This window comes from Sphingobacterium sp. ML3W (assembly GCF_000747525.1).
In the GTDB taxonomy this organism is placed as follows: Bacteria; Bacteroidota; Bacteroidia; order Sphingobacteriales; family Sphingobacteriaceae; genus Sphingobacterium.
Map to the genome: position 1 here is coordinate 752,839 of NZ_CP009278.1, position 19,945 is coordinate 772,783.

The window sequence follows — 19,945 nt, forward strand, 5'->3', positions numbered from 1 at the left end:
ATTTTTCCTCCTGATTATGCTTCTACTAATTTTGTCCGTAATACCTGTTTGTATTCTTTTGGAAATACCTTGATAAAACTGACCTTTTTCGTTGTCCAATTTTCGAGTATATCTTGTGCAATGATGCTACTAGTCAATGAAATGTGTCTTTTTAAAAGGGCAATGATCGCCATCTCATCTTCTTGTTCTAATGGGTCTAGGTCAATCATTTCAGTATTGCAGTTTTCTCTAAAAGTTCCTAATGGATTATATACCCATGCGATACCACCGCTCATACCGGCGCCAAAATTACGTCCTGTCTCTCCTAATATAAGTGCTCTACCTCCTGTCATATACTCACAACCATGATCTCCAACTCCCTCTACGACTGCCGTAGCACCAGAATTACGGACCGCAAAGCGTTCACCTGCTTGTCCATTAATAAAAAGATGACCTGATGTGGCGCCAAAAAGGGCGACATTGCCGATGATAATATTTTCATGAGGTACTAATATGCTTTCGGCTTTTGGGTAAATGGCCAATTGTGCTCCAGATAACCCTTTTCCGACGTAATCGTTTGCTTCACCTTCCAGTTCGAAAGATAATCCTTTGGTCGAAAATGCTCCGAAGCTTTGTCCTGCGGACCCTTCGAATTTATAATTAATCGTGTTGTCAGGTAGCCCTACTGAGCCATATTTTTTGGATATTTCATTCGAGAGCAAGGTGCCAATAGTACGATCGGTGTTTTTGACAAGGAAAGTTCCAAAGACAGGAGTTTTGTTTTCTAAAGCCTGTTTTGCTTGTGTAAGCAATCCCCAATCTAAAATCATACCCATACCATGGTCCTGTTCTTCGGTATTGTATAGCGATTGATCGGAATCATTAGGTTCGACATATAGGATTCCTGAAAAATCTATCTTTGAGGCTTTCCAATGATCTATGTTCTCTCTTTTTTTCAAGAACTGAGCTTTTCCTACCATTTCATTGATGGTTCGGAATCCCAATTCAGCCATCGTTTCGCGGATTTCCTCTGCCATGAAGCGAAATAGGTTAACAATGTCTTCTGGTTTTCCCGTAAATAATTTCCTTAATTCAGGATCTTGCGTCGCTACGCCAACAGGACAGGTGTTTAAGTGGCATTTACGCATCATGATACATCCCCCAGCAATAAGAGCTGCGGTCGAGACACCCCATTCTTCAGCACCTAATAAGGTTGCTACAACAATATCACGGCCTGTTTTTACTTGACCATCTGCTTGCAATACTATGCGGCTTCTTAGTTTGTTTTTAACTAAAGTTTGATGCGCCTCCGCTAGACCCAGTTCCCAAGGTAAACCAGCATGTTTGGTCGAACTGATGGGAGAAGCGCCTGTTCCGCCATCGAATCCTGCTATTAAGATGACGTCGGCATGTGCCTTTGCTACACCAGCGGCTATGGTACCTACACCTGCTTTGGAAACTAGCTTTACATTGATACGTGCTGCCCGATTTGCATTTTTTAGATCAAAAATTAATTGGGCTAGATCTTCAATGGAATAGATATCATGATGTGGGGGCGGGGAGATTAACCCAACACCCGGTGTGGAATGTCGTGTTTTAGCAATCCATTCGTTGACTTTAGGACCCGGGAGCTGGCCGCCTTCTCCTGGTTTGGCACCTTGAGCCATCTTAATCTGTATTTCATCTGCTTGTGTCAAATAATTAGACGTTACGCCAAAACGTGCCGATGCCACTTGTTTGATTGCCGATCGCATAGAATCACCATTGGGTAAAGGTTGGTATCGTAATTCATCTTCACCTCCTTCTCCGGTATTTGACTTTGCTCCAATGCGGTTCATCGCGATTGCTAACGTGCTATGCGCTTCATGCGAAATGGATCCAAAAGACATCGCACCAGTTGCAAAACGTTTTAAGATCTCATTGGCAGATTCTACCTGATCCAATGGAATGGCAGTTCTATGTTTTGCGAAATCCAACAATCCTCGTAATGTAAATAGCTGTTCTTTTTGATTGTTTATTTTTTCAGCATATTTTTTATAGGTTAAATAGTCATCATTTCGACAGGCTTGTTGTAGTAAATGTACGGTCTCTGGATTCCAAAGGTGTCCTTCGCCGCGACGTTTCCACTGATATATACCCCCTTCTGGAAGTAATGTTTTTACGGTTCTACTTTCTTTGAAATTGCTCCAATGTTTAGTCAATACTTCTTGTGCAATATCATCGAGATTTAGACCCCCAATACGTGATACGGCTCCACAAAAATACTTATCAACTACGGTTTTGTCTATTCCTAGTACTTCAAATATTTGTGCTCCATGATAAGATTGTAGGGTGGATATCCCCATTTTGGAGAATATTTTTAAGAGTCCTGCATTAACTGCTTTTACGTAGTTTTTAGAAAGTTCTGGCCAGGTCAATTCGGTATCCAATTTACCTTGTTCTTTCATGGTACGGATACTTGCTAAGGCCATGTAAGGGTTTATTGCGGTGGCACCAAAGGCAAGTAGACATGCAAAGTGATGTACTTCCCAAGTATCTCCAGCTTCAACAACAAGTCCAACTGCTCCGCGATTACCGGTTTTAATGAGATGGTGATGTACTGCTGATACCGCTAAAATTGATGGGATTGGTGCATGTTGCGAGTCGATTGCACGGTCAGAAAGGATCAATACCTCGAATCCATCTTTTACCGCATCATCTGCATAGCGGCACAGTCGCTCTAAACCTGCTTCTAGTGAACCGTTTTGTCCATCTGCTCTGAAATATGCTTGTAAGGTTTTTGCTTGAAAAGCTCCTGTATCAATGGAACGTAGTTTCTCTAATTCTTTTGATGTTAGGATGGGGTGTTCAAGAGTTACACAATGACAGAATTTTTTATCTTCAATCAATATGTTCCCAGCATTTCCAATGAATGTGGCTAAGCTCATCACTAATCTTTCGCGAATAGGATCAATGGGAGGATTTGTAACTTGTGCAAAAAACTGTTTAAAGTAACTTGAAAGATGTTGTGGGTGATCCGAGAGAATGGCCAATGGTACATCGGATCCCATAGACCCTGTAGGCTCATAGCCATTGATTGCCATGGGTGTCAATATTGTTTCGAGATCTTCTCGGGAATATCCGAATGTCTGTTGGTATTTAAAAACCGATTCTTTGGATAAGTAGGTGTATGTAACTCGTGGTTCTGCTAATTCTGCTAATTTTATTTTGTAACTGTCTAACCAATTGCCATAAGGTTGTTGACGTACTAATGCTCCTTTCACTTCTTCATCGGATAAAATTTTCCCCTGCTCCATATCCACCAAGAAAATTTTCCCAGCTTGTTGTCTTCCTTTTTTAATGATTAAGGATTCGTCAATAGGAAGAGCGCCCGCCTCGGAAGCGACAATAACGCGATGGTCAGCTGTTATGGCATAGCGAAGGGGACGTAGTCCATTGCGATCTAAGGTAGCACCGATCGATTTTCCATCTGTGAAACAAAGGGCTGCGGGACCGTCCCAAGGTTCCATTAGTGTAGCATGATATTCATAAAATGCTCTTTTGAGTGGGTCCATCTGGGTATTGCCATCCCATGCTTCGGGTACAAGCATCAACATAACGTGTGCAAGGCTTCGGCCACTATGCAATAAGAGTTCTGCAACATTATCTAAGCAGGCCGAATCCGATTGCCCATAATCTACCACAGGTAATAAGATTTCCATTTCTTCTGGTGTAAAGTAGGGCGACGATAGTGCACGCATGCCTGCATAGAACCAATTGAGATTGCCTGTTAAGGTATTGATTTCACCATTGTGCGCTAACATCCGAAATGGTTGTGCTAATGACCAAGAAGGGAATGTATTGGTTGAAAATCTGGAGTGTACTAAGCCGAATGCTGATATTACTCGTGGGTCTCGGAGATCTTCGAAATAGGATCCAACTTGATAGGTGGTTAGTTGACCTTTATATATAATTGTTTTGCAAGATAAGGAAGCGAAGTAAAGCGGGAGTGGGTATTCTTGGTACTGTTTGATTTTTTGGATAATCAAGCGTCTTAGGACAAATAGTTTGCGTTCAAATTCTTCAGTGTTGTGAATGGTATCGGGTCTGTCGATAAAGAATTGAACGATTTCGGGCTCTGCACTTAATGCGGTAGGTCCTATGCCAGCTCTGTTTACTGGGACTTCCCGAAACCCAAGGAACTTCATTTCTCTTTCAGTTGCTGCTTCATGAATAACTGTTCTACATATTTTATTCATTTCCGGTTCTTTGGGAAGAAAAACCATTCCAGTCCCATAATATCCGGGTTCTTTTAATTGTATACCGAGGTTAATACACTCTTCCCATAGGAACTCATGCGGTAATTGGATCATAATACCTGCTCCGTCACCACTTTCTGGGTCGCAGCCACAAGCACCGCGATGTTCCATGTTTTCTAACATGGTTAGTGCATCTTTTACCTGATTATGTGATTTTATTCCTTTAATATGCGCTACAAAACCAACCCCACAGGCATCATGTTCAAAGCTTGGGTCGTATAGACCTTGCTGATTTTTGTTACTTTCAATCATCTTCCTTTTCAATTATTACTTTGCTAATATACGAATAAAATCACTATAATATTATAGATATTATAAGTTATTTTACATTAAATTGTGTTATTTATAATTAATACTGCTTTTATTAAAGATATTGTATTTACTTGTGCTTTTGGATTTTATTTTTTTTCAATTGTACTGCCGCTGTTATTTTGGTGTTATAGGTTAAACCGTGGTCTTAAAAATTGTCTATTGCAATTGGAAAAAAATAGTGAAATATTACACCTTCTTAAGTACTGGTCCTGATAAAAGCCGTAGCAAAAGCTTATTATTATGATCGCATGATTGGTGTTCGACGTACAATCGAGCTTGCTATAGGACTTGTAGGAGCCAAGTACGGTTGTTTATCGGGGTTTGTTCGGTTGTTGTTTGTCTTTTTGTCGACCCCAAGTTGAACAGCAGTCGAATGCAAGTCGAACAAGCCCCGAAGCATTGTCCTATCAGTGTCCTAGCATTCTCAGAGAGTTGTTAAGTATTGTATGCACTTTCATGCACTTCTATGGACTCCTGTGGACTTTTATAGGCTTATTGTCGTTCAGTGTATTCAGATCTTAAAAGGTGGATATAATTTCTTTGTTTTCTTAAAAAAGAACATTTTCAGGATAGGATAAGTTCTGCAACTTGTTTTTTCTGCTCTATATATTTGATATTCTTTCTATATCTTAGCTTTTATTATTTTCCTTATAGAAGGAAGTAGAAGACAGTTTAACCATGAAGATTACTGAAATAGAAATATATCGACTAAGTATTCCAATGGAACCTTTTGTGATTGCAACAGGAACCATGGATTTTGCCCAGAATACTTTTATTCGTATCCATACGGATGCCGGTATTTTTGGCGTTGGGGAATGTTCGGCGTTTCCGATGATTGTTGGCGAAACACAGGATACTTGTCTCGTCATAGCACGTGATTTTGCTAAAATATGGAAGGGAAAAGACCCTTTACAAATCAGTGAACGTCTAGCCGAGTTGGATCTATATATCGCTGGAAACACAACCATAAAGTCTGCATTTGATATGGCTTTATATGATATTGCTGCAAAAAATGCGGGATTACCCTTATATCAATTCTTAAAAGGTGCTCCTCGCGAAATAGTCACCGATATTACTATAGGTATTGGTTCTCCAGAGGAAATGGCAGCTAAGGCCAAGTTGTTGTACGATGCTGGTGCTGTCATGTTGAAAGTAAAATTAGGAAAAGAAGCTAAAACAGATATTGCACGTGTTCGTGAAATTCGAAAAGCTGTTGGATTTGATATGCCTATTCGTATAGATGCCAATCAAGGGTGGTCTTATCATGATGCGGTGGAGGTTTTGCAAGGTTTGGAACCCTTTAAGATTCAATTTTGCGAACAGCCTATGCGCACTTATTTAGATCATATGCTGCCTCAACTTAGAACAGAAACCACGGTGTTGATCATGGCCGATGAGTCTGTTTATTCGCATCACGATGCTGAGCGCCTTTGTCGTGCTGATGCTTGTGATTATTTGAATATCAAATTTTCAAAATCTGGAGGTATTCATGAAGCATTGAAAATTGCTGCAGTGGCATCTGAATTTAATATGCCATGTATGATAGGAGGGATGTTGGAAAGTCGTTTGGCACTATCCGCTAAAGTTCATTTTGCATATGCTGTGCCAATTGTGAAATTTTATGATTTGGATACGTGTATGGTCGGCCATTTGGCAGATCCTGTTATTGGGGGTATTCAGTATAATGGTTATCGGATAAGCATTTCAGATAACCCAGGGATTGGGGCTGATATGGAACAGGAGTATTTGAATTCCTGTGAGTCTTGGATTATTTAGTCCTTGCTATCATTTTTTAACATTTGTTAAAAAATGATAGCAGAGCGTGTTGTTTGCTAGTCCTCTGGATTTAAAATAAATAATATTCAGTACCTTTGTGACACTTATTATTGTATTAAAAGTAGCAAAATATTATGAGTACACAAAAAGGTCCTATTTCTCAGTTTATTGAGGAAAATTACCTTCACTTCAATGCTGCGGCATTGGTGGATGCAGCTAAAGGTTATGAGGCTCATCTATTGGAAGGTGGTAAAATGTTAATTTCTTTAGGTGGTGCGATGAGTACTGCTGAATTGGGAATTTCTTTGGCTGAAATGATCCGTCAAGATAAGGTACAAATCATTTCATGTACAGGTGCAAACCTGGAAGAGGATGTGATGAACTTAGTGGCACACTCACACTATAAGCGTGTCCCTAATTACCGTGACTTGACACCAGAGCAAGAAAAAGAATTATTAGATCAACATTATAATCGCGTAACAGATACTTGTATTCCTGAAGAGGAAGCTTTCCGTCGTCTACAAAAGCATTTGGAAGATGTATGGCATGCTGCTGAAGCGAAAGGTGAACGTTATTTACCGCATGAATTTTTATACCAAGTGGTTAATTCTGGTGTGTTGGAACAATACTACGAGATTGATCCTAAAAATTCTTGGATTGTTGCTGCTGCAGAGAAAAATTTGCCAATTATCTGTCCAGGATGGGAAGATTCTACAACGGGTAACATCTTTACTTCCAATGTGATAAAAGGTAAATTGAATGTTCATACTGTAAAATCGGGTATTGAATATATGATTTATTTAACGGAATGGTACCGTGCAAACTCTTCGGGTAAGGGTGTTGGTTTCTTCCAAATTGGTGGTGGTATTTCTGGTGACTTCCCTATTTGTGTTGTTCCGATGATGTACCAAGATTTAGAGTGGGAAGGTGTACCTTTCTGGTCTTACTTCTGTCAGATTTCTGATTCAACTACTTCATATGGTTCTTATTCTGGTGCTGTTCCAAATGAAAAAATCACTTGGGGTAAATTAGATATCGATACACCAAAATTTGTGGTTGAGTCCGATGCAACAATTGTTGCTCCTTTGATTTTCTCTTACATCTTGGGTAAATAATAAAAATATGTCGAATTTACTGACTTCTGATCCCATTGCTTTACAAGCATTTATGACCGAAACTATTTTCGCGACTTCTGATGCTGTTGATGCTATGCTGGTTCAAGAAGAGTCTGTATCTTCATCCTTAATTCCTCAACAGGCTGCTGCTCATCCAGAACCTGTTGAGGAATTTATTTATCAAGGTGATAAAGCGCAGGGAATACTTTTTATCTTAAGATATCCTGCTTATCCTTATTTCTCTCCCGAGGCTGAGGATGCTTTTATTAAAACGATTGGTGCCTTGAAGTTAACACCGTCTGATGTTGCGGTCGTTAATTTGGCTAATGCTCATAATCCAAATGAATTTAAAAGAATCATGACATTTTTCACGCCGCAAAAGATTATTCTTTTAGGTGTGGAACCTGAATCTTTAAAATTGCCTGCCATCGCGCATAATTCTTATATGCATGGACGTATTGCTACTGTTTTCAACACTTATAGTTTTGAAGAAATGTTTGCAGATATGACCAAGAAAAAAGCCTTTTGGTCTGAGTTTAAATCATTAATTCAGCATCAGCGCTAACGTTGTTGCGCTATAATTAGCTATTTTTCTAATATATTTATACATTTGGGTAAATTCCTATTCAGATGATTGAACTTATTTTTGCGACTAATAATGCACATAAATTGGGCGAGGTGCAAGCTATTGTGGGCGAGCAATTTCTGCTTAAATCTTTGGCGGACATAGATTGCCATGATGATATCCCAGAGACTGGGGTTACTTTTCACGAAAATGCAAAGCAGAAAACAGATTTCTTGGTCAATAAATACGGATTAAATTGTTTTGGAGATGATTCTGGACTAGAGATTGATGCCTTAAACGGCGAGCCTGGTGTTTATTCAGCACGTTACTCTGGTACTCGAGATATGCAAAAAAATATCAGTTTGGTGTTGGAGAAATTAACACATGAATCAAATCGCAATGCTCGTTTTAAGACTGTAATTTCTCTTTATTTGAATCAACAACAATATTTTTTTGAAGGAAGTATTGAAGGGAAAATTATAATGGAACTTAAAGGTACTGACGGATTTGGTTACGACCCTATTTTTATTCCGAATGGTTTTAGTAAAACATTTGCAGAAATGACTGCGGAGGAGAAAAATAAAATTAGCCATCGCGCTATAGCGGTCAGTAAATTAGCCGAATTCTTGGGTAAATTGTAAGGGGTTTCAAATCTACTATTTTAAACTTTACGTCCTTCTTGGTTTTATAAAAGTTTTTTAAGTTAACGGCACCATAGTATGGTCAACAATTTAATGTGCTTTCATTAGCATTATTCTTAGGTATTCTAAACCACATGGACAAATTATGCTAATCGAAATACAAAATCTCGAGTCTGCTGTATTGGAAGGTGATGTTCAATCTCCTTTTTATCAAATTATGATGCTGGAGAACTGTTCGGAATTTTCCGTTGATTTTACTTCTTATATCAGTCCAAGTTACTCTTTGGTTTTTCTTTCTCCTTATCAACATTTTCAATGGCAAGGTAAAGGGGCGTCTTTAATAAAAAAATTAGAATTTCATGGTGATTTCTATTGTATAGAGTATCATAAGAAAGAGGTAGCCTGTAATGGACTATTGTTTAATAATATTTATTTAGAGCCTTTTGTAACCGTGTCTAAAATGCTCTTTGATGAAATATCGTTGATTTTTGATAAGATCAATGATGAACAATCTTTAAAGAATAGTTTTTCGGAATCTGTACTGAAGGCTTACTTGCAATTAATTTTGGCGCTTTGTAGCAAAGCGAAATCTTCACAAATTGGTCAACAAATGATTTGTCAGGATGAATTGACTGTTGGTCTGAAGTTTCAGAATTTATTGGAATCTTATTTTTTGAAGGAGAAATCTGTGCATTTTTATGCTCAAGAACTTGCATTGGCTTTGGACACGTTTAGTAAGCGGGTAAAAAAGGAATTGGGTAAATCTCCTTCTCAATTGATACAAGATCGTGTTGTTCTTGAAGCAAAGAAAATGTTGCATCTAACGTATTTGTCTATTAAGGAAATTGCTGCTAAACTACAGTTTGAAGATGAATTTTATTTTAGCCGCTATTTTAAAAAAAATGTAGGAATTTCTCCTTCTGGCTTTCGAGATCGAGTAGGTATCTCTATTGTAGCAAAATAATCTATTGAATTTACGGATTTGTCCATGTAATATCTGGTTTATTTATAGGTACTTTGTAAGTACATTAAATTTAGATACTTATGAACGAATTTATTTCTTTTTTAGCCAAGTTACAACATCAATTTATTAATTTTTTATGTATCGCTATTTTTGTTGTAATGGCATGGATAGGGGGCTTAAAGGCTTTTCAATACGAGGCTGATGGGATTGTTCCATTTGTTGCAAATAGTCCTGCAATGTCTTTTTTGTATACCAAAGCTGCTCCCGAATACCAACAATATAAAAATCCCGAAGGTAAAACTGTTCAAAAAAATATAGACTGGCATAAGGAAAATGGGACCTATTTGTTTTCTTATGGTTTAGGTACTGTAATCTTAGGGATTGGATTGTGTGTTTTGTTGGGGATTTGGTTTCCGAAAATTGCGGTGATTGGTGGAATATTGACTTTCGGAATGTCATTGGTAACGCTTTCTTTCCTGTTGACGACTCCAGAGACGTTTGTTCCAAATTTGGGTGGTGATTTTCCTACACCTCATTTTGGGTTCCCCTATCTGTCGGGTGCTGGTCGATTGGTTATAAAGGATATCATTATGATGGCTGCTGGTCTGGTTATTGCATCAGATGGTGCTAAGCGATTGTTGAAACGTTAAGTCATTGATTAGCTATCGGAAATTCTATAAATTTAACCTAAAATAGTATAATCCTTAGGCTTTTCTAAAGACTATTTTTGTGATGTACATTTTAAAATCTGCTTAGCTTTTTTTTTGGAGAGCTATTTGTGCTCTCTGAATGTTCCCAGTCTAAGCGGTTTTTTAACATGTTAAACAATCATTAAAATAGGTTTTATGTTATTAAAATACATTACACTCGTCGTTGGTTTATTTGTTGCTTTTCCACATACATTTGCCCAGCATCATCATCAGGAAGTAAGTCAATCGGAAGCATTATATGTTTGCCCGATGCACCCTGATGTAACTTCTAATAAGCCTGGAGCCTGCCCTAAATGTGGTATGGCGCTTGTAAAGAAGGAAGGAAAAAAACAAGATACCGTGCATCATCAGTCTCAGGGTGAAAATCCTTACTTAGGAAATAATAGCAAATATACCATTTTTCAGAATTTTGCTATTCCAGTTGCAAAACCAACCACTGACCCTTCGGGGATTCCAGCATTTACTTTATCGAATCTAGAAAAGGATATCGAGACCAAGACGATAGCAGGGGCTCGTGCAGGTTTGCATCTGCCTGCTGGGACGGAAGGAGTAAAGACTGTTCGTTATGATTTATTTGTATCGGACTCGATTGTAAACTTTACTGGTAAAAATCGGAAAGCTATTGCTGTGAATGGAAGCCTTCCAGCACCCCCGTTGGTATTTACTGTAGGCGATACGGCTTTGATTTATGTGCATAATAAAAGTGATGAACCTACGTCTATACATTGGCACGGTATATTCCTCCCAAACCGTATGGATGGTGTTGCGCATTTAACGCAGCACCCGATACCTCCTCATGCAACTTATGTCTATAAATTCCCAGTGTTGCAGGATGGTACATTTTGGTATCATAGCCACTATTCCTTACAGGAGCAAATTGGCTTATACGGAGCTCTGATTTTTAATAAAAGGACGGAACCTGATATTCCGACAATACCTGTTGTTTTGAGTGATTGGAGTGATATGAATCCACATGAGATTAATCGGAGTTTACATGCGGGAAGTGACTGGTTTGCTATCAAAAAGAAAGCGACCCAGAGTTACAGTGAGGCTATCAAAGCAGGACGTTTAAAAGTGAAATTGACGAATGAGTGGAAGCGGATGACTGCAATGGATGTCAGTGATGTGTACTATGAGAAGTTCTTAATAAATGGTGCCCCAGCGCAGCATTTGTCTCAATTTAAAGCGGGTGATGAAGTTCGACTAAGGATTGTAAATGGTGGCGCTTCCACCTATTTTTGGTTGAGTTTTTCTGGAGGTAAATTGAAAGTTATCGCCAATGATGCCAATGATGTTACTCCTGTAGAGGTGGACAGAATGCTGATTGCTCCTTCTGAAACATACGATGTTGTGGTTACCATCCCTGAAAACATGAAGTACGAGTTCTTGGCGACGGCAGAGGACCGAACGAATCATGCTTCATTATGGCTGGGGTCTGGTATGGAAATGCCTGCTGATAAATTGCCCAAGTTGGCCTATTTTGAAGGAATGAAGATGATGAATGACATGATGAAAATGAATGGGGATATGAAACCCATGGGTCATGAAATGAGTTTGCAACAGGTCGATATGAATGCGGTGATGTATCCTGAGTTGAAAAAGGATGTAGAAGATGATTCCAGTGGTTCTCATGCAAAAAAAGTATACGTATGTCCTATGCATCCCGATGTTGTTGCTGATCAACCAGGCAGTTGTCCGAAATGTGGGATGCAATTGGAGTTAAAGAAGCAATCTCACCAGACTGAATCATCGCATCATCATGCTACCAAAGGTGCGGGTGATTTGGTAACCCTAAACTACAATATGCTTGAGTCTGTTGAGAAAACGACTTTACCTGCTGGGACATGGAAAGAGCTGGATTTTGAACTGACGGGTAATATGAACCGTTATGTATGGACAATAAATAATAAGACGGTTTCGGAGTCAGATAAAATTTTGATTAAACGCGGTGAAAATATGCGTATAAAACTGTATAATAATTCGATGATGCGTCATCCGATGCATCTTCACGGACATGATTTTAGATTAATCAATCAATATGGCGAGCGATCTCCTTTGAAAAATGTAGTCGATATCATGCCGATGGAAACCCTGACTTTGGAGTTTGCGCCTACGGAGGATGGTGATTGGTTTTTCCATTGTCATATTCTGTACCACATGATGAGCGGTATGGGGCGGATATTCAACATGGAGAATTCGGAAGCTAACCCTGAGATTCCGAATCCTGAAGAAGCTTATCGCATGATTAAGATGGATGATAGGATGTTTACCTTATCAGGCGAAGGTAGCCTGCAGAGTAATGGTACAGAAGGATTGGTTACCTATGCTAATACACGTTGGCAAGTATCGCAGATGTGGAATGTAGGCTATAAAGCTACGCATGGTTACGAAAGTGAAACGACTGTGGGACGCTTTATTGGTAAAATGCAATATTTAATGCCTTATGTCGGTTTTGATTACCACTATAAAAAAATAACGGACCATGAAAAGAATCTGTTTGGTAACACGGAGCGGAATATGTTTGGTCAAAAAGCAAATAGAAGTAATCGAAGGGTACCTGTATTCGGTATCGCCTATACCTTGCCTTGGTTGGTGACTGCAGATATGCGTGTGGATACAAATGGGAAACTACGTTTTCAATTGGGCAGGGAAGACATACCGCTAACTCCTCGTTTACGTATGAATTGGATGGTGAATACGGATAAGGAATATACTATTGGTTCCCGATATATCATGACGAAGTATATTTCGTTAGGTGCACACTACGATAGTGATATGGGGGCCGGAGCTGGATTGGTATTCACTTATTAATCGATAACCCTTCTTGTGTAGGAAGAATAAGAAAGGTCGGATTTGCGCATTGCAATCCGACCTTTTTTTATCCTTGTAAGCGTGCTACATTTAAGATTTACTGGACTCTTTTAATGTTGCTTCAGTTTTTTTAATAGGTTCTGTCTTTAAAGAGTCCTTCTGTAACGGGTTGATTTTTTCTAAGCTTTCTATTGTTTTGGGCAAAACCTTTTTGATATCCTTATCCTTAGGTTCTGCTGGTTTATTATCAACCTCTGAAGTTTTATCTTCAACTAAGATGTCCAGATTGTCATTCACTTTCTTTTTTTGTCCTGCCTCTTTATTTTCAGTTTCGGGTTCTTTATTCTCGGTTCCACTGTCTACATTGCTATTAGCCTTCTCTTTCTGTTTTCCGTCTTTATTTTCCTCTCCAGGTGCTTTGACCTCCTCTTTTGTTAAGATTCTTTTTCTATTGAGAAGATCTTCTTTGGATTTTGGCCTATCTTCTGGTTTCCAAATAAAACCGGGTAGAAATTCTTTTTCTTGTGTTAATTGGGCAACCGGGTAAACCTTGCCATCTACTTTTCGAACGGAAATATATTCTTTCAACTTATTGTTTTCCATAAAGATCTTGATGCGACTACTTTTGTCATGGAACAATTCTGTTGCGACATTAGTTACTTCATTGACGACATAAATGATGTTTTCGGCATTACCATCTACGAACATACGTTCTAAGCTATTCTTATTAAAGAACCCTGTTATTTTACGACCCTTTAATTGATTGTATTTGCTTGAGTCTAAGGTAGAGTTTACCATAAAGGCATTGCCCAAGATTAAAGTATTATCTAGCTTTTGATTGACAAATTGTAGGAAAATAGTATCGCCCGTCATTTGTGACTTTTCTGCCCAAATCATTGGTTTTCCCATTAGTCTGAACATAGAATCTGCCATGCCATAGTAAACAGAATCGGCTACGGCTTGAAAATCCGATTTAAACATACGTACACTATGATATGCTTTGACAATGCGGGTTTTAGCAGTGTCTGGTGGACTTGCAGATTCGGCATCATTGTTTTTAGCTGAGCGGAGTGCTTTATTGAAAATTTGGTCGCTATAGTCCGCCTTGGGTATAACGGCATTTTTTCGTAAAAGGCTATCAGCATTGCTGTTTTTTTCTAATTCAAATCGATTTAAATCTTTAGCCACAGGTTTTGTTGCGGCCTTATTTGTATTTGATTTTTCTTTTTTAGTTTCTGGCGCAGCTTTATCTTTTAAAGTGTTGGTGGTATTCTTTATTTCTTTTTCGGGTTTCTCCGTAATGATTTCTTTATTACCTAAAGAGTCCTTTTTAAATTGCAATGAATCTAATCCATCGGTGAAAACAGTGCCTGTACTATCATCGTCACCATAATCTTCATCCACCTCATCATCTAGTTCACCTCCATCTCGACTTAACTTGAAATCTTTGGGTATGTAGTCACTTCGGAGGATCATTTTAGAGAAAAGTGTATCTGCGGTCATGAAAATAGAATCCATCTGAACAGAGTCTTTTGGTAGGTCTACAGGTTCAAGCTTTACGAGCTTGTTTTCCCTAGCCTCATTTTCAGCTGTCGAAACGACTTCATCCTTTTCTTTTTTGTCATTTTTTTCTTTTTTCTTTACCTCTTTAGCACCTTTTGTTTCGGTATTTGCGATTGCTGTATCGGTTGAATCGCTTGGTGCATTATCTTTCTTTACAACAGATATGATTAAAGGCTTCTCGGTCATCGTAATGGACTCATCCGATTGGCGGTAAAGACCTTTGTTACCATAGGCATAAAACTTATCGGTGGTGTCAATAAAAACAACATTATGAATGGCTTGGCCTTCACCCGTACGTCTGTCATAGTGTAGCGTATCGCCCTTTAGTAGTTTACTTCCTTCTGTGTAAAGATTCTTTTTAGTGAAATTGGCAACACCTGTAGTAGTATTATAATCTCCTTTCTCTGTGTAGAGGTTTTCGCCCTTATTCCCCTGAATATTAGTGGGGGTAAAAAAGTACGTCATGCTACTTGGAGAGTTGTATTTCATCGAGTCTGTATAAATTTTAACATTCTGACTACGTACCACTACCTTTTTGTTGAAAAATGCATCTTGAGTGTTTTCGAAATAGGTGGCATTCGTACTTGTGATGGTATCGGTACCACTGGTTATACGACCACCATCGTAATAGTTTCCGATGCTGCTCCGCATATTATATTGCAGGTGATTTGTCGTTAATACGGAGGAACGACTAACCATCCGAACATTTTGCGTTAAAGTCGCATTTTGAGATGCTGCTTCATAATGTAGCTTATCTGCGAAGATCTGTGTTCCGGTTGGTTGTGTAATGATAACATTACTGTAGGCTTCAAAAAACTGTCTTCCTATTTCATCTTTATGTAGGTATCCGCTATCTGCGGAAAGCGTAGACCCTTTATGTTCAAATACAGGGCGGTAGAACATGGCATTATTAGACATGCCAGTGATCATATTGGAAGACGAAAGTAAACGAAGTTCATCTTGCTGTTGCGCTGACACTAGCATAAGGCTCAAGGCCAGAAATATAAAAGACAAAAGGTATTGTTTCACAGAAGCAAAAATATGTATTTTAATTGAACTTGTAGATTATTGGTAAATTTTCACATAAACAAATATACGCTCAAAAAATATACATTATCTTTGATGTATGAATTTGCTGGAGAGATTGACTTTTTTTATCCAAGATAATAATCTTTTTGAGGTTAATGATAAGATATTGTTGACTGTAAGCGGTGGTCGGGACTCCATGCTGATGACCTATTTATTGGCTAAAGCGGGTTACCAGATTGCAATTGCACATTGTAATTTTCAATTGCGTGATGTAGCGTCTGATTTGGATGAAAATCTAGTGCGAGATTTTGCGATTATGCACGGTATACCCTGCTACGTAAATCATTTTGAAACGGAACGGATAGCTGGTGAGAGAGGAATCTCTATCCAAATGGCTGCTCGTGAATTACGTTATGCTTGGTTCGAGGAATTGAGACAAGCAATTGGTTTTGATAAAATTGCTGTTGCGCAACACTTGAATGACCATATTGAAACTGTTTTACTCAACCTTACTCGCGGGACAGGTCTACAAGGGTTACAGGGCATTCAGTTGAAACGAGACCGATTGATTCGTCCTTTGTTATTTTTGAAAGCCGATGAAGTGCTGCAATATGTTGAGGAGTATCAGATTCCATATCGTGATGATCAATCTAACTTTTCGACGAAGTATGCTCGAAATAAAGTTCGTATCGATATCATTCCGCAGTTCAAAAAAATGCAACCTGATTTTGAGCGTATTTTTGAACAGAATATCATGCATTTTAAAGAAAGTTATACGTTGTTGCAGCAGTTTATAACGCCTATACGGGAAGCGCTTTTTAAGAAGGACCAAGATGCATGGGTAATCGAAAAGTTGAAATTACGTCAATACATCCAAGACTTACCATTGCTCTATGAATTGTTTTCTTCTTTTGGCTTTACGAAAAGTGTATTGAAGGATTTGCAATCGTGTTTTGATAAGGAGTCTGGGAGGCTTTTTCAATCTGAACATTATGATTTATTGTTGGATCGCGATTTTCTAATTATTCGAGAAAAAGAGTATGTGCAGGAGGATGAAACTGTTATTACTTCAGAAACAAAATCAGTATCTTGGAGAGGTTATAATTTTAGTTGTGACAATAGCTATGACTTATCTATCTATCCGGATAGGGCAGTAGCAAAAATAGATAGCGACCTTTTGGTTTTTCCGCTTACTTTAAGAGCATGGCGAACCGGCGATTATTTTTACCCATTGGGTATGACTGGAAGAAAAAAAATAAGTGATCTGTTTAATAATTACAAAATCAATGTTTTCGAGAAGGGAAACATTCCGATTTTGGTAAATGGTAATGGGGATATTATTTGGGTAGCTAACTATCGACTTGATAATCGATATAAGATAAGTGGTAATACTAAAAAAGTGTTTATTTTAGTTTGTAAATAACATGATGAAAGAAGGACTCCTATATACAGAAAACCAATATTTAGGTCGAGACCGTGTTTGGATAAGTGTGCGTCTGGTACTTGCGCTATTTTGTTTCACGGCGGTTTATTTGAATATTGACCAATTACTATCCAGTCAGTTGTTTTTATTAGTTGGCATAGCCATTATTATCACATCTGTGGTCATGATGTATTTGTTATTGTACCGTATCGAAGTGTTTGAAGGCAAGGTCATGCTGAGTGGTTTGTGGACAACACGATTAGTAAAGATTGAATTGAGCTCAATAGTGAAGGTTGAGAAAAAACCATTCAGTAGGTTCTTTTTTAACAATCCGGTTTATAACCTCCATATCAATGGTAAGATTAAATTTTATGCTGGTGGTAAAGATGCTGTTTGGTTAACGGATAAAGACGGGTTGGTTTATGTAATAGGAACGCAACGTCAAGAAGAGTTATTTCGCGCTATTCAGCAAGCAAAAGCTGGTCAAGGAAATTCTTAAAAATTGTTAAATCAAATATACTGACATTTTTAAGACAAGTGTTTTCAGCGAGATTCTTTATTTTTGATAAAATGACAACGAATATAAAGTTATGGCAGGATTATTAAAATTTTTATTGATTGCATTTGCTGTTTGGTATTTAGTTAAATTTTTAATTCGATTATTACTACCATTTGCAATGCGAAAAGCTGCAGAGAAGCTGATGAAAAAAGCACAGCAGCAGCAAGGTGGCTCTACTTATACAAATGGAGGAGGGAGTTTCCGTTATGAGACTTTTGGTCAAAATAATGATAACGCACATTCTACTCCAAAAAATGATGGACGTATATCGGTAGATTATGTACCTCCTAAACAAGAACAAAAAAGAAAAGTAGCTGATAATGCGGGGGAATTTGTAGACTTTGAGGAAATAAAATAAATGAGTTGCTACGCTAAATAGCGTATCTTTGTGCTATGTGGTTGCGTCAGCTTTCAGTTTTAAATTTTAAGAACTATACAGAATCTTCTTTAGAATTCTTGCCCGAAGTAAATGCTTTTGCGGGTGATAATGGTGTTGGGAAAACCAATTTGTTGGACGCTATCCATTATCTTTCTTTGTGCAAGAGCTATTTTAATCCTATTGATTCGCAGCATATAAAACAGGGCCAAGACTGGTTTATGCTGCAAGGTTCTTTTGAGAAGGACGAACTCCATGATGATATCTCCTGTAGCATCAAACGAAATCAGAAAAAACAATTTAAGAAAAACAAGAAGGATTATCCTAGATTGGCTGATCATATTGGTCAATTTCCTTTGGTGATGATTTCTCCTAATGACAGTCTAATTATTACAGATGGGAGTGAAGAGCGTCGAAAGTTTATTGATAATGTCATCTCGCAGACGGATAATAAATATCTCGATACACTGATCATCTATAATAAGATAATCGCTCAGCGCAACATGTTGTTGAAGCTAGCGAGGCAGAGTGGTGTATTGGATTTGAGTCTTGTTGAAGTGCTGAATATGCAACTTGAAGAGGTAGGAACTGCTATCTATAATAAGCGTATTGCTTTTATGGCGGAGTTTCAGCCGGAGTTTGATCGCCATTATCTCTATCTTACGGAGGGCGCAGAAACCGTTCAGCTGGTGTATGACTCTCCATTGATGCAGGATTCATTCCTGAATATTTTAGAGAAAAACTTGGAGCGGGACCGTATTTTAGAAAGAACCTCTGTTGGTATTCATAAGGATGATCTGATCTTTACCATACATGGAGGTATGCCTTTGAAAAAATTTGGATCTCAAGGTCAGCAAAAATCTTTTTTGATTGCCTTAAAACTCGCACAGTATTCATTTTTTCAACAAAAGAAAGGTTTTAAACCGCTTTTGCTATTGGATGATATCTTTGATAAATTGGACGATAAACGCACGCATAAATTGATGCAGATGGTTTCGGATGATGAGTTTGGTCAAATTTTTCTGACAGATACGGATTCAAAAAGAATTAAACGGATTTTTGATGCTATTGCCAGTCCAGTGCGTATCTTTGACATAGCAGGAGGTGAAGTTTATGTATAATAAGAAGTATAAGGGCGGGTTAGAATATATTCGGTCTAGTGATGATATCACCATCAAAGAGGCAATTGATCGCCTTCTTGATGCCTACAAGCTGAAACGTAAATTTGAAGAAACCTCTATTTTGGCTGTATGGCCATCGTTGATCGGTAAAGCTATTGCTAATCGAACAAAACAAATCTATATCAAAGATAAGAAGCTGTTTGTGAAGGTTGAGTCTGCTGTAATCAAAAATGAATTGGTCTTGATGCGCAAGCAAATTTTAGGACGTGTAAATGAACATGTGGGCCATGTTATCGTAGAAGAGCTGGTCGTACTGTAATATTAAATTAGTATATTCATCAAAATGGATGGATTTTTTCATGACTAATCCCTAATTGGAGCCCTACCATTAAGCAATTTGTTTCTGGATCCCACAGGTTGGACATCGTGCGTAAGTTAGATTAGAACAGCCCAATGGGCCAAGTATGACGATGAATCCACTGTTTCTAAACATCATTCCTCTAAAAGAGTTTCGGTGGAAAAGCAACCTGTTTATTTCTGTTTTATTTGATGGGAACACTATTTTATACTCGAAAAAATAGCTGATCATGAAACGCTTCTGAATCAGGGGAAATACTTTTCAGGAATTTTGACTTACTTTTTTCGAAAGATGATTTGCGGAGTTACTCACGATGGTTTAAAGCTTTTTAATAAAGCTTTAAAA

14 protein-coding genes are annotated in these 19,945 nt (G+C 38.2%); 12 read left to right on the forward strand and 2 right to left on the reverse strand.

Annotated features, from left to right (window positions below):
- Positions 1–14 precede the first annotated feature (14 nt).
- Positions 15–4,529, reverse strand: a complete 4,515-nt coding sequence (gene gltB, locus KO02_RS03440) for a glutamate synthase large subunit (protein ID WP_038695861.1) — start codon at positions 4,527–4,529, stop codon at positions 15–17.
- A gap of 738 nt (positions 4,530–5,267) precedes the next feature.
- Between gltB and KO02_RS03445 the strand changes: the two genes are divergently transcribed.
- The 7 genes from KO02_RS03445 to KO02_RS03475 all read left to right on the forward strand — a co-directional run bounded on the left by KO02_RS03445 (position 5,268) and on the right by KO02_RS03475 (position 13,171).
- Entirely contained in the window at positions 5,268–6,365 is a 1,098-nt protein-coding gene (locus KO02_RS03445) for a mandelate racemase/muconate lactonizing enzyme family protein (protein ID WP_038695863.1), read from the forward strand.
- Positions 6,366–6,499: 134 nt separating this feature from the next.
- Positions 6,500–7,480, forward strand: a complete 981-nt coding sequence (locus tag KO02_RS03450) for a deoxyhypusine synthase family protein (RefSeq protein ID WP_038695865.1) — start codon at positions 6,500–6,502, stop codon at positions 7,478–7,480.
- Positions 7,481–7,487: 7 nt separating this feature from the next.
- A complete protein-coding gene (locus KO02_RS03455) occupies positions 7,488–8,045 on the forward strand; it encodes a hypothetical protein (RefSeq protein WP_038695867.1) in 558 nt (185 codons plus the stop codon).
- A gap of 65 nt (positions 8,046–8,110) precedes the next feature.
- Entirely contained in the window at positions 8,111–8,686 is a 576-nt protein-coding gene (gene rdgB / locus KO02_RS03460; RefSeq protein WP_038695870.1) for an RdgB/HAM1 family non-canonical purine NTP pyrophosphatase, read from the forward strand.
- A gap of 145 nt (positions 8,687–8,831) precedes the next feature.
- Positions 8,832–9,650, forward strand: a complete 819-nt coding sequence (locus KO02_RS03465) for a helix-turn-helix domain-containing protein (protein WP_038695872.1) — start codon at positions 8,832–8,834, stop codon at positions 9,648–9,650.
- Positions 9,651–9,730: 80 nt separating this feature from the next.
- A complete protein-coding gene (locus KO02_RS03470; RefSeq protein WP_038695874.1) occupies positions 9,731–10,300 on the forward strand; it encodes a DUF417 family protein in 570 nt (189 codons plus the stop codon).
- 195 nt (positions 10,301–10,495) lie between these two features.
- On the forward strand, positions 10,496–13,171 hold the full coding sequence (locus tag KO02_RS03475; protein ID WP_235212341.1) for a multicopper oxidase domain-containing protein: 2,676 nt from the start codon (positions 10,496–10,498) through the stop codon (positions 13,169–13,171).
- Between the two features lie 90 nt (positions 13,172–13,261).
- On the opposite strand, the gene KO02_RS03480 is transcribed toward KO02_RS03475, so the two are convergent.
- Positions 13,262–15,718 (reverse strand): OstA-like protein, encoded by a 2,457-nt coding sequence (locus KO02_RS03480; protein ID WP_081918295.1) that lies wholly within the window; start codon positions 15,716–15,718, stop codon positions 13,262–13,264.
- A 142-nt stretch (positions 15,719–15,860) separates the two neighbouring features.
- Between KO02_RS03480 and tilS the strand changes: the two genes are divergently transcribed.
- From tilS to KO02_RS03505, 5 genes are all read left to right on the forward strand, one after another.
- Positions 15,861–17,186 (forward strand): tRNA lysidine(34) synthetase TilS, encoded by a 1,326-nt coding sequence (gene tilS / locus KO02_RS03485; protein WP_038695876.1) that lies wholly within the window; start codon positions 15,861–15,863, stop codon positions 17,184–17,186.
- Position 17,187: 1 nt separating this feature from the next.
- Positions 17,188–17,685, forward strand: a complete 498-nt coding sequence (locus tag KO02_RS03490; protein ID WP_144243251.1) for a hypothetical protein — start codon at positions 17,188–17,190, stop codon at positions 17,683–17,685.
- A 91-nt stretch (positions 17,686–17,776) separates the two neighbouring features.
- Entirely contained in the window at positions 17,777–18,103 is a 327-nt protein-coding gene (locus KO02_RS03495; RefSeq protein ID WP_038695878.1) for a DUF4834 family protein, read from the forward strand.
- A 35-nt stretch (positions 18,104–18,138) separates the two neighbouring features.
- Positions 18,139–19,242, forward strand: coding sequence for a DNA replication/repair protein RecF (recF, locus tag KO02_RS03500; protein ID WP_038695880.1), 1,104 nt, complete (start codon positions 18,139–18,141; stop codon positions 19,240–19,242).
- Positions 19,235–19,561 carry a DUF721 domain-containing protein gene (locus KO02_RS03505; protein WP_051959750.1) on the forward strand — a complete coding sequence of 109 codons (327 nt, stop codon included), beginning with the start codon at positions 19,235–19,237 and terminating at the stop codon, positions 19,559–19,561. Before recF ends, KO02_RS03505 begins: the two co-directional genes overlap by 8 nt.
- Positions 19,562–19,945: the final 384 nt, after the last annotated feature.

Excerpts from the sequence above, each read along its gene's own strand:
- gltB (WP_038695861.1), bottom strand. The coding sequence starts at position 4,529 with ATGATTGAAAGTAACAAAAATCAGCAAGGTCTATACGACCCAAGCTTT.
- KO02_RS03445 (WP_038695863.1), top strand. The coding sequence starts at position 5,268 with ATGAAGATTACTGAAATAGAAATATATCGACTAAGTATTCCAATGGAA.
- KO02_RS03450 (WP_038695865.1), top strand. The coding sequence starts at position 6,500 with ATGAGTACACAAAAAGGTCCTATTTCTCAGTTTATTGAGGAAAATTAC.
- KO02_RS03455 (WP_038695867.1), top strand. The coding sequence starts at position 7,488 with ATGTCGAATTTACTGACTTCTGATCCCATTGCTTTACAAGCATTTATG.
- rdgB (WP_038695870.1), top strand. The coding sequence starts at position 8,111 with ATGATTGAACTTATTTTTGCGACTAATAATGCACATAAATTGGGCGAG.
- KO02_RS03465 (WP_038695872.1), top strand. The coding sequence starts at position 8,832 with ATGCTAATCGAAATACAAAATCTCGAGTCTGCTGTATTGGAAGGTGAT.
- KO02_RS03470 (WP_038695874.1), top strand. The coding sequence starts at position 9,731 with ATGAACGAATTTATTTCTTTTTTAGCCAAGTTACAACATCAATTTATT.
- KO02_RS03475 (WP_235212341.1), top strand. The coding sequence starts at position 10,496 with ATGTTATTAAAATACATTACACTCGTCGTTGGTTTATTTGTTGCTTTT.
- KO02_RS03480 (WP_081918295.1), bottom strand. The coding sequence starts at position 15,718 with ATGCTAGTGTCAGCGCAACAGCAAGATGAACTTCGTTTACTTTCGTCT.
- tilS (WP_038695876.1), top strand. The coding sequence starts at position 15,861 with ATGAATTTGCTGGAGAGATTGACTTTTTTTATCCAAGATAATAATCTT.
- KO02_RS03490 (WP_144243251.1), top strand. The coding sequence starts at position 17,188 with ATGATGAAAGAAGGACTCCTATATACAGAAAACCAATATTTAGGTCGA.
- KO02_RS03495 (WP_038695878.1), top strand. The coding sequence starts at position 17,777 with ATGGCAGGATTATTAAAATTTTTATTGATTGCATTTGCTGTTTGGTAT.
- recF (WP_038695880.1), top strand. The coding sequence starts at position 18,139 with ATGTGGTTGCGTCAGCTTTCAGTTTTAAATTTTAAGAACTATACAGAA.
- KO02_RS03505 (WP_051959750.1), top strand. The coding sequence starts at position 19,235 with ATGTATAATAAGAAGTATAAGGGCGGGTTAGAATATATTCGGTCTAGT.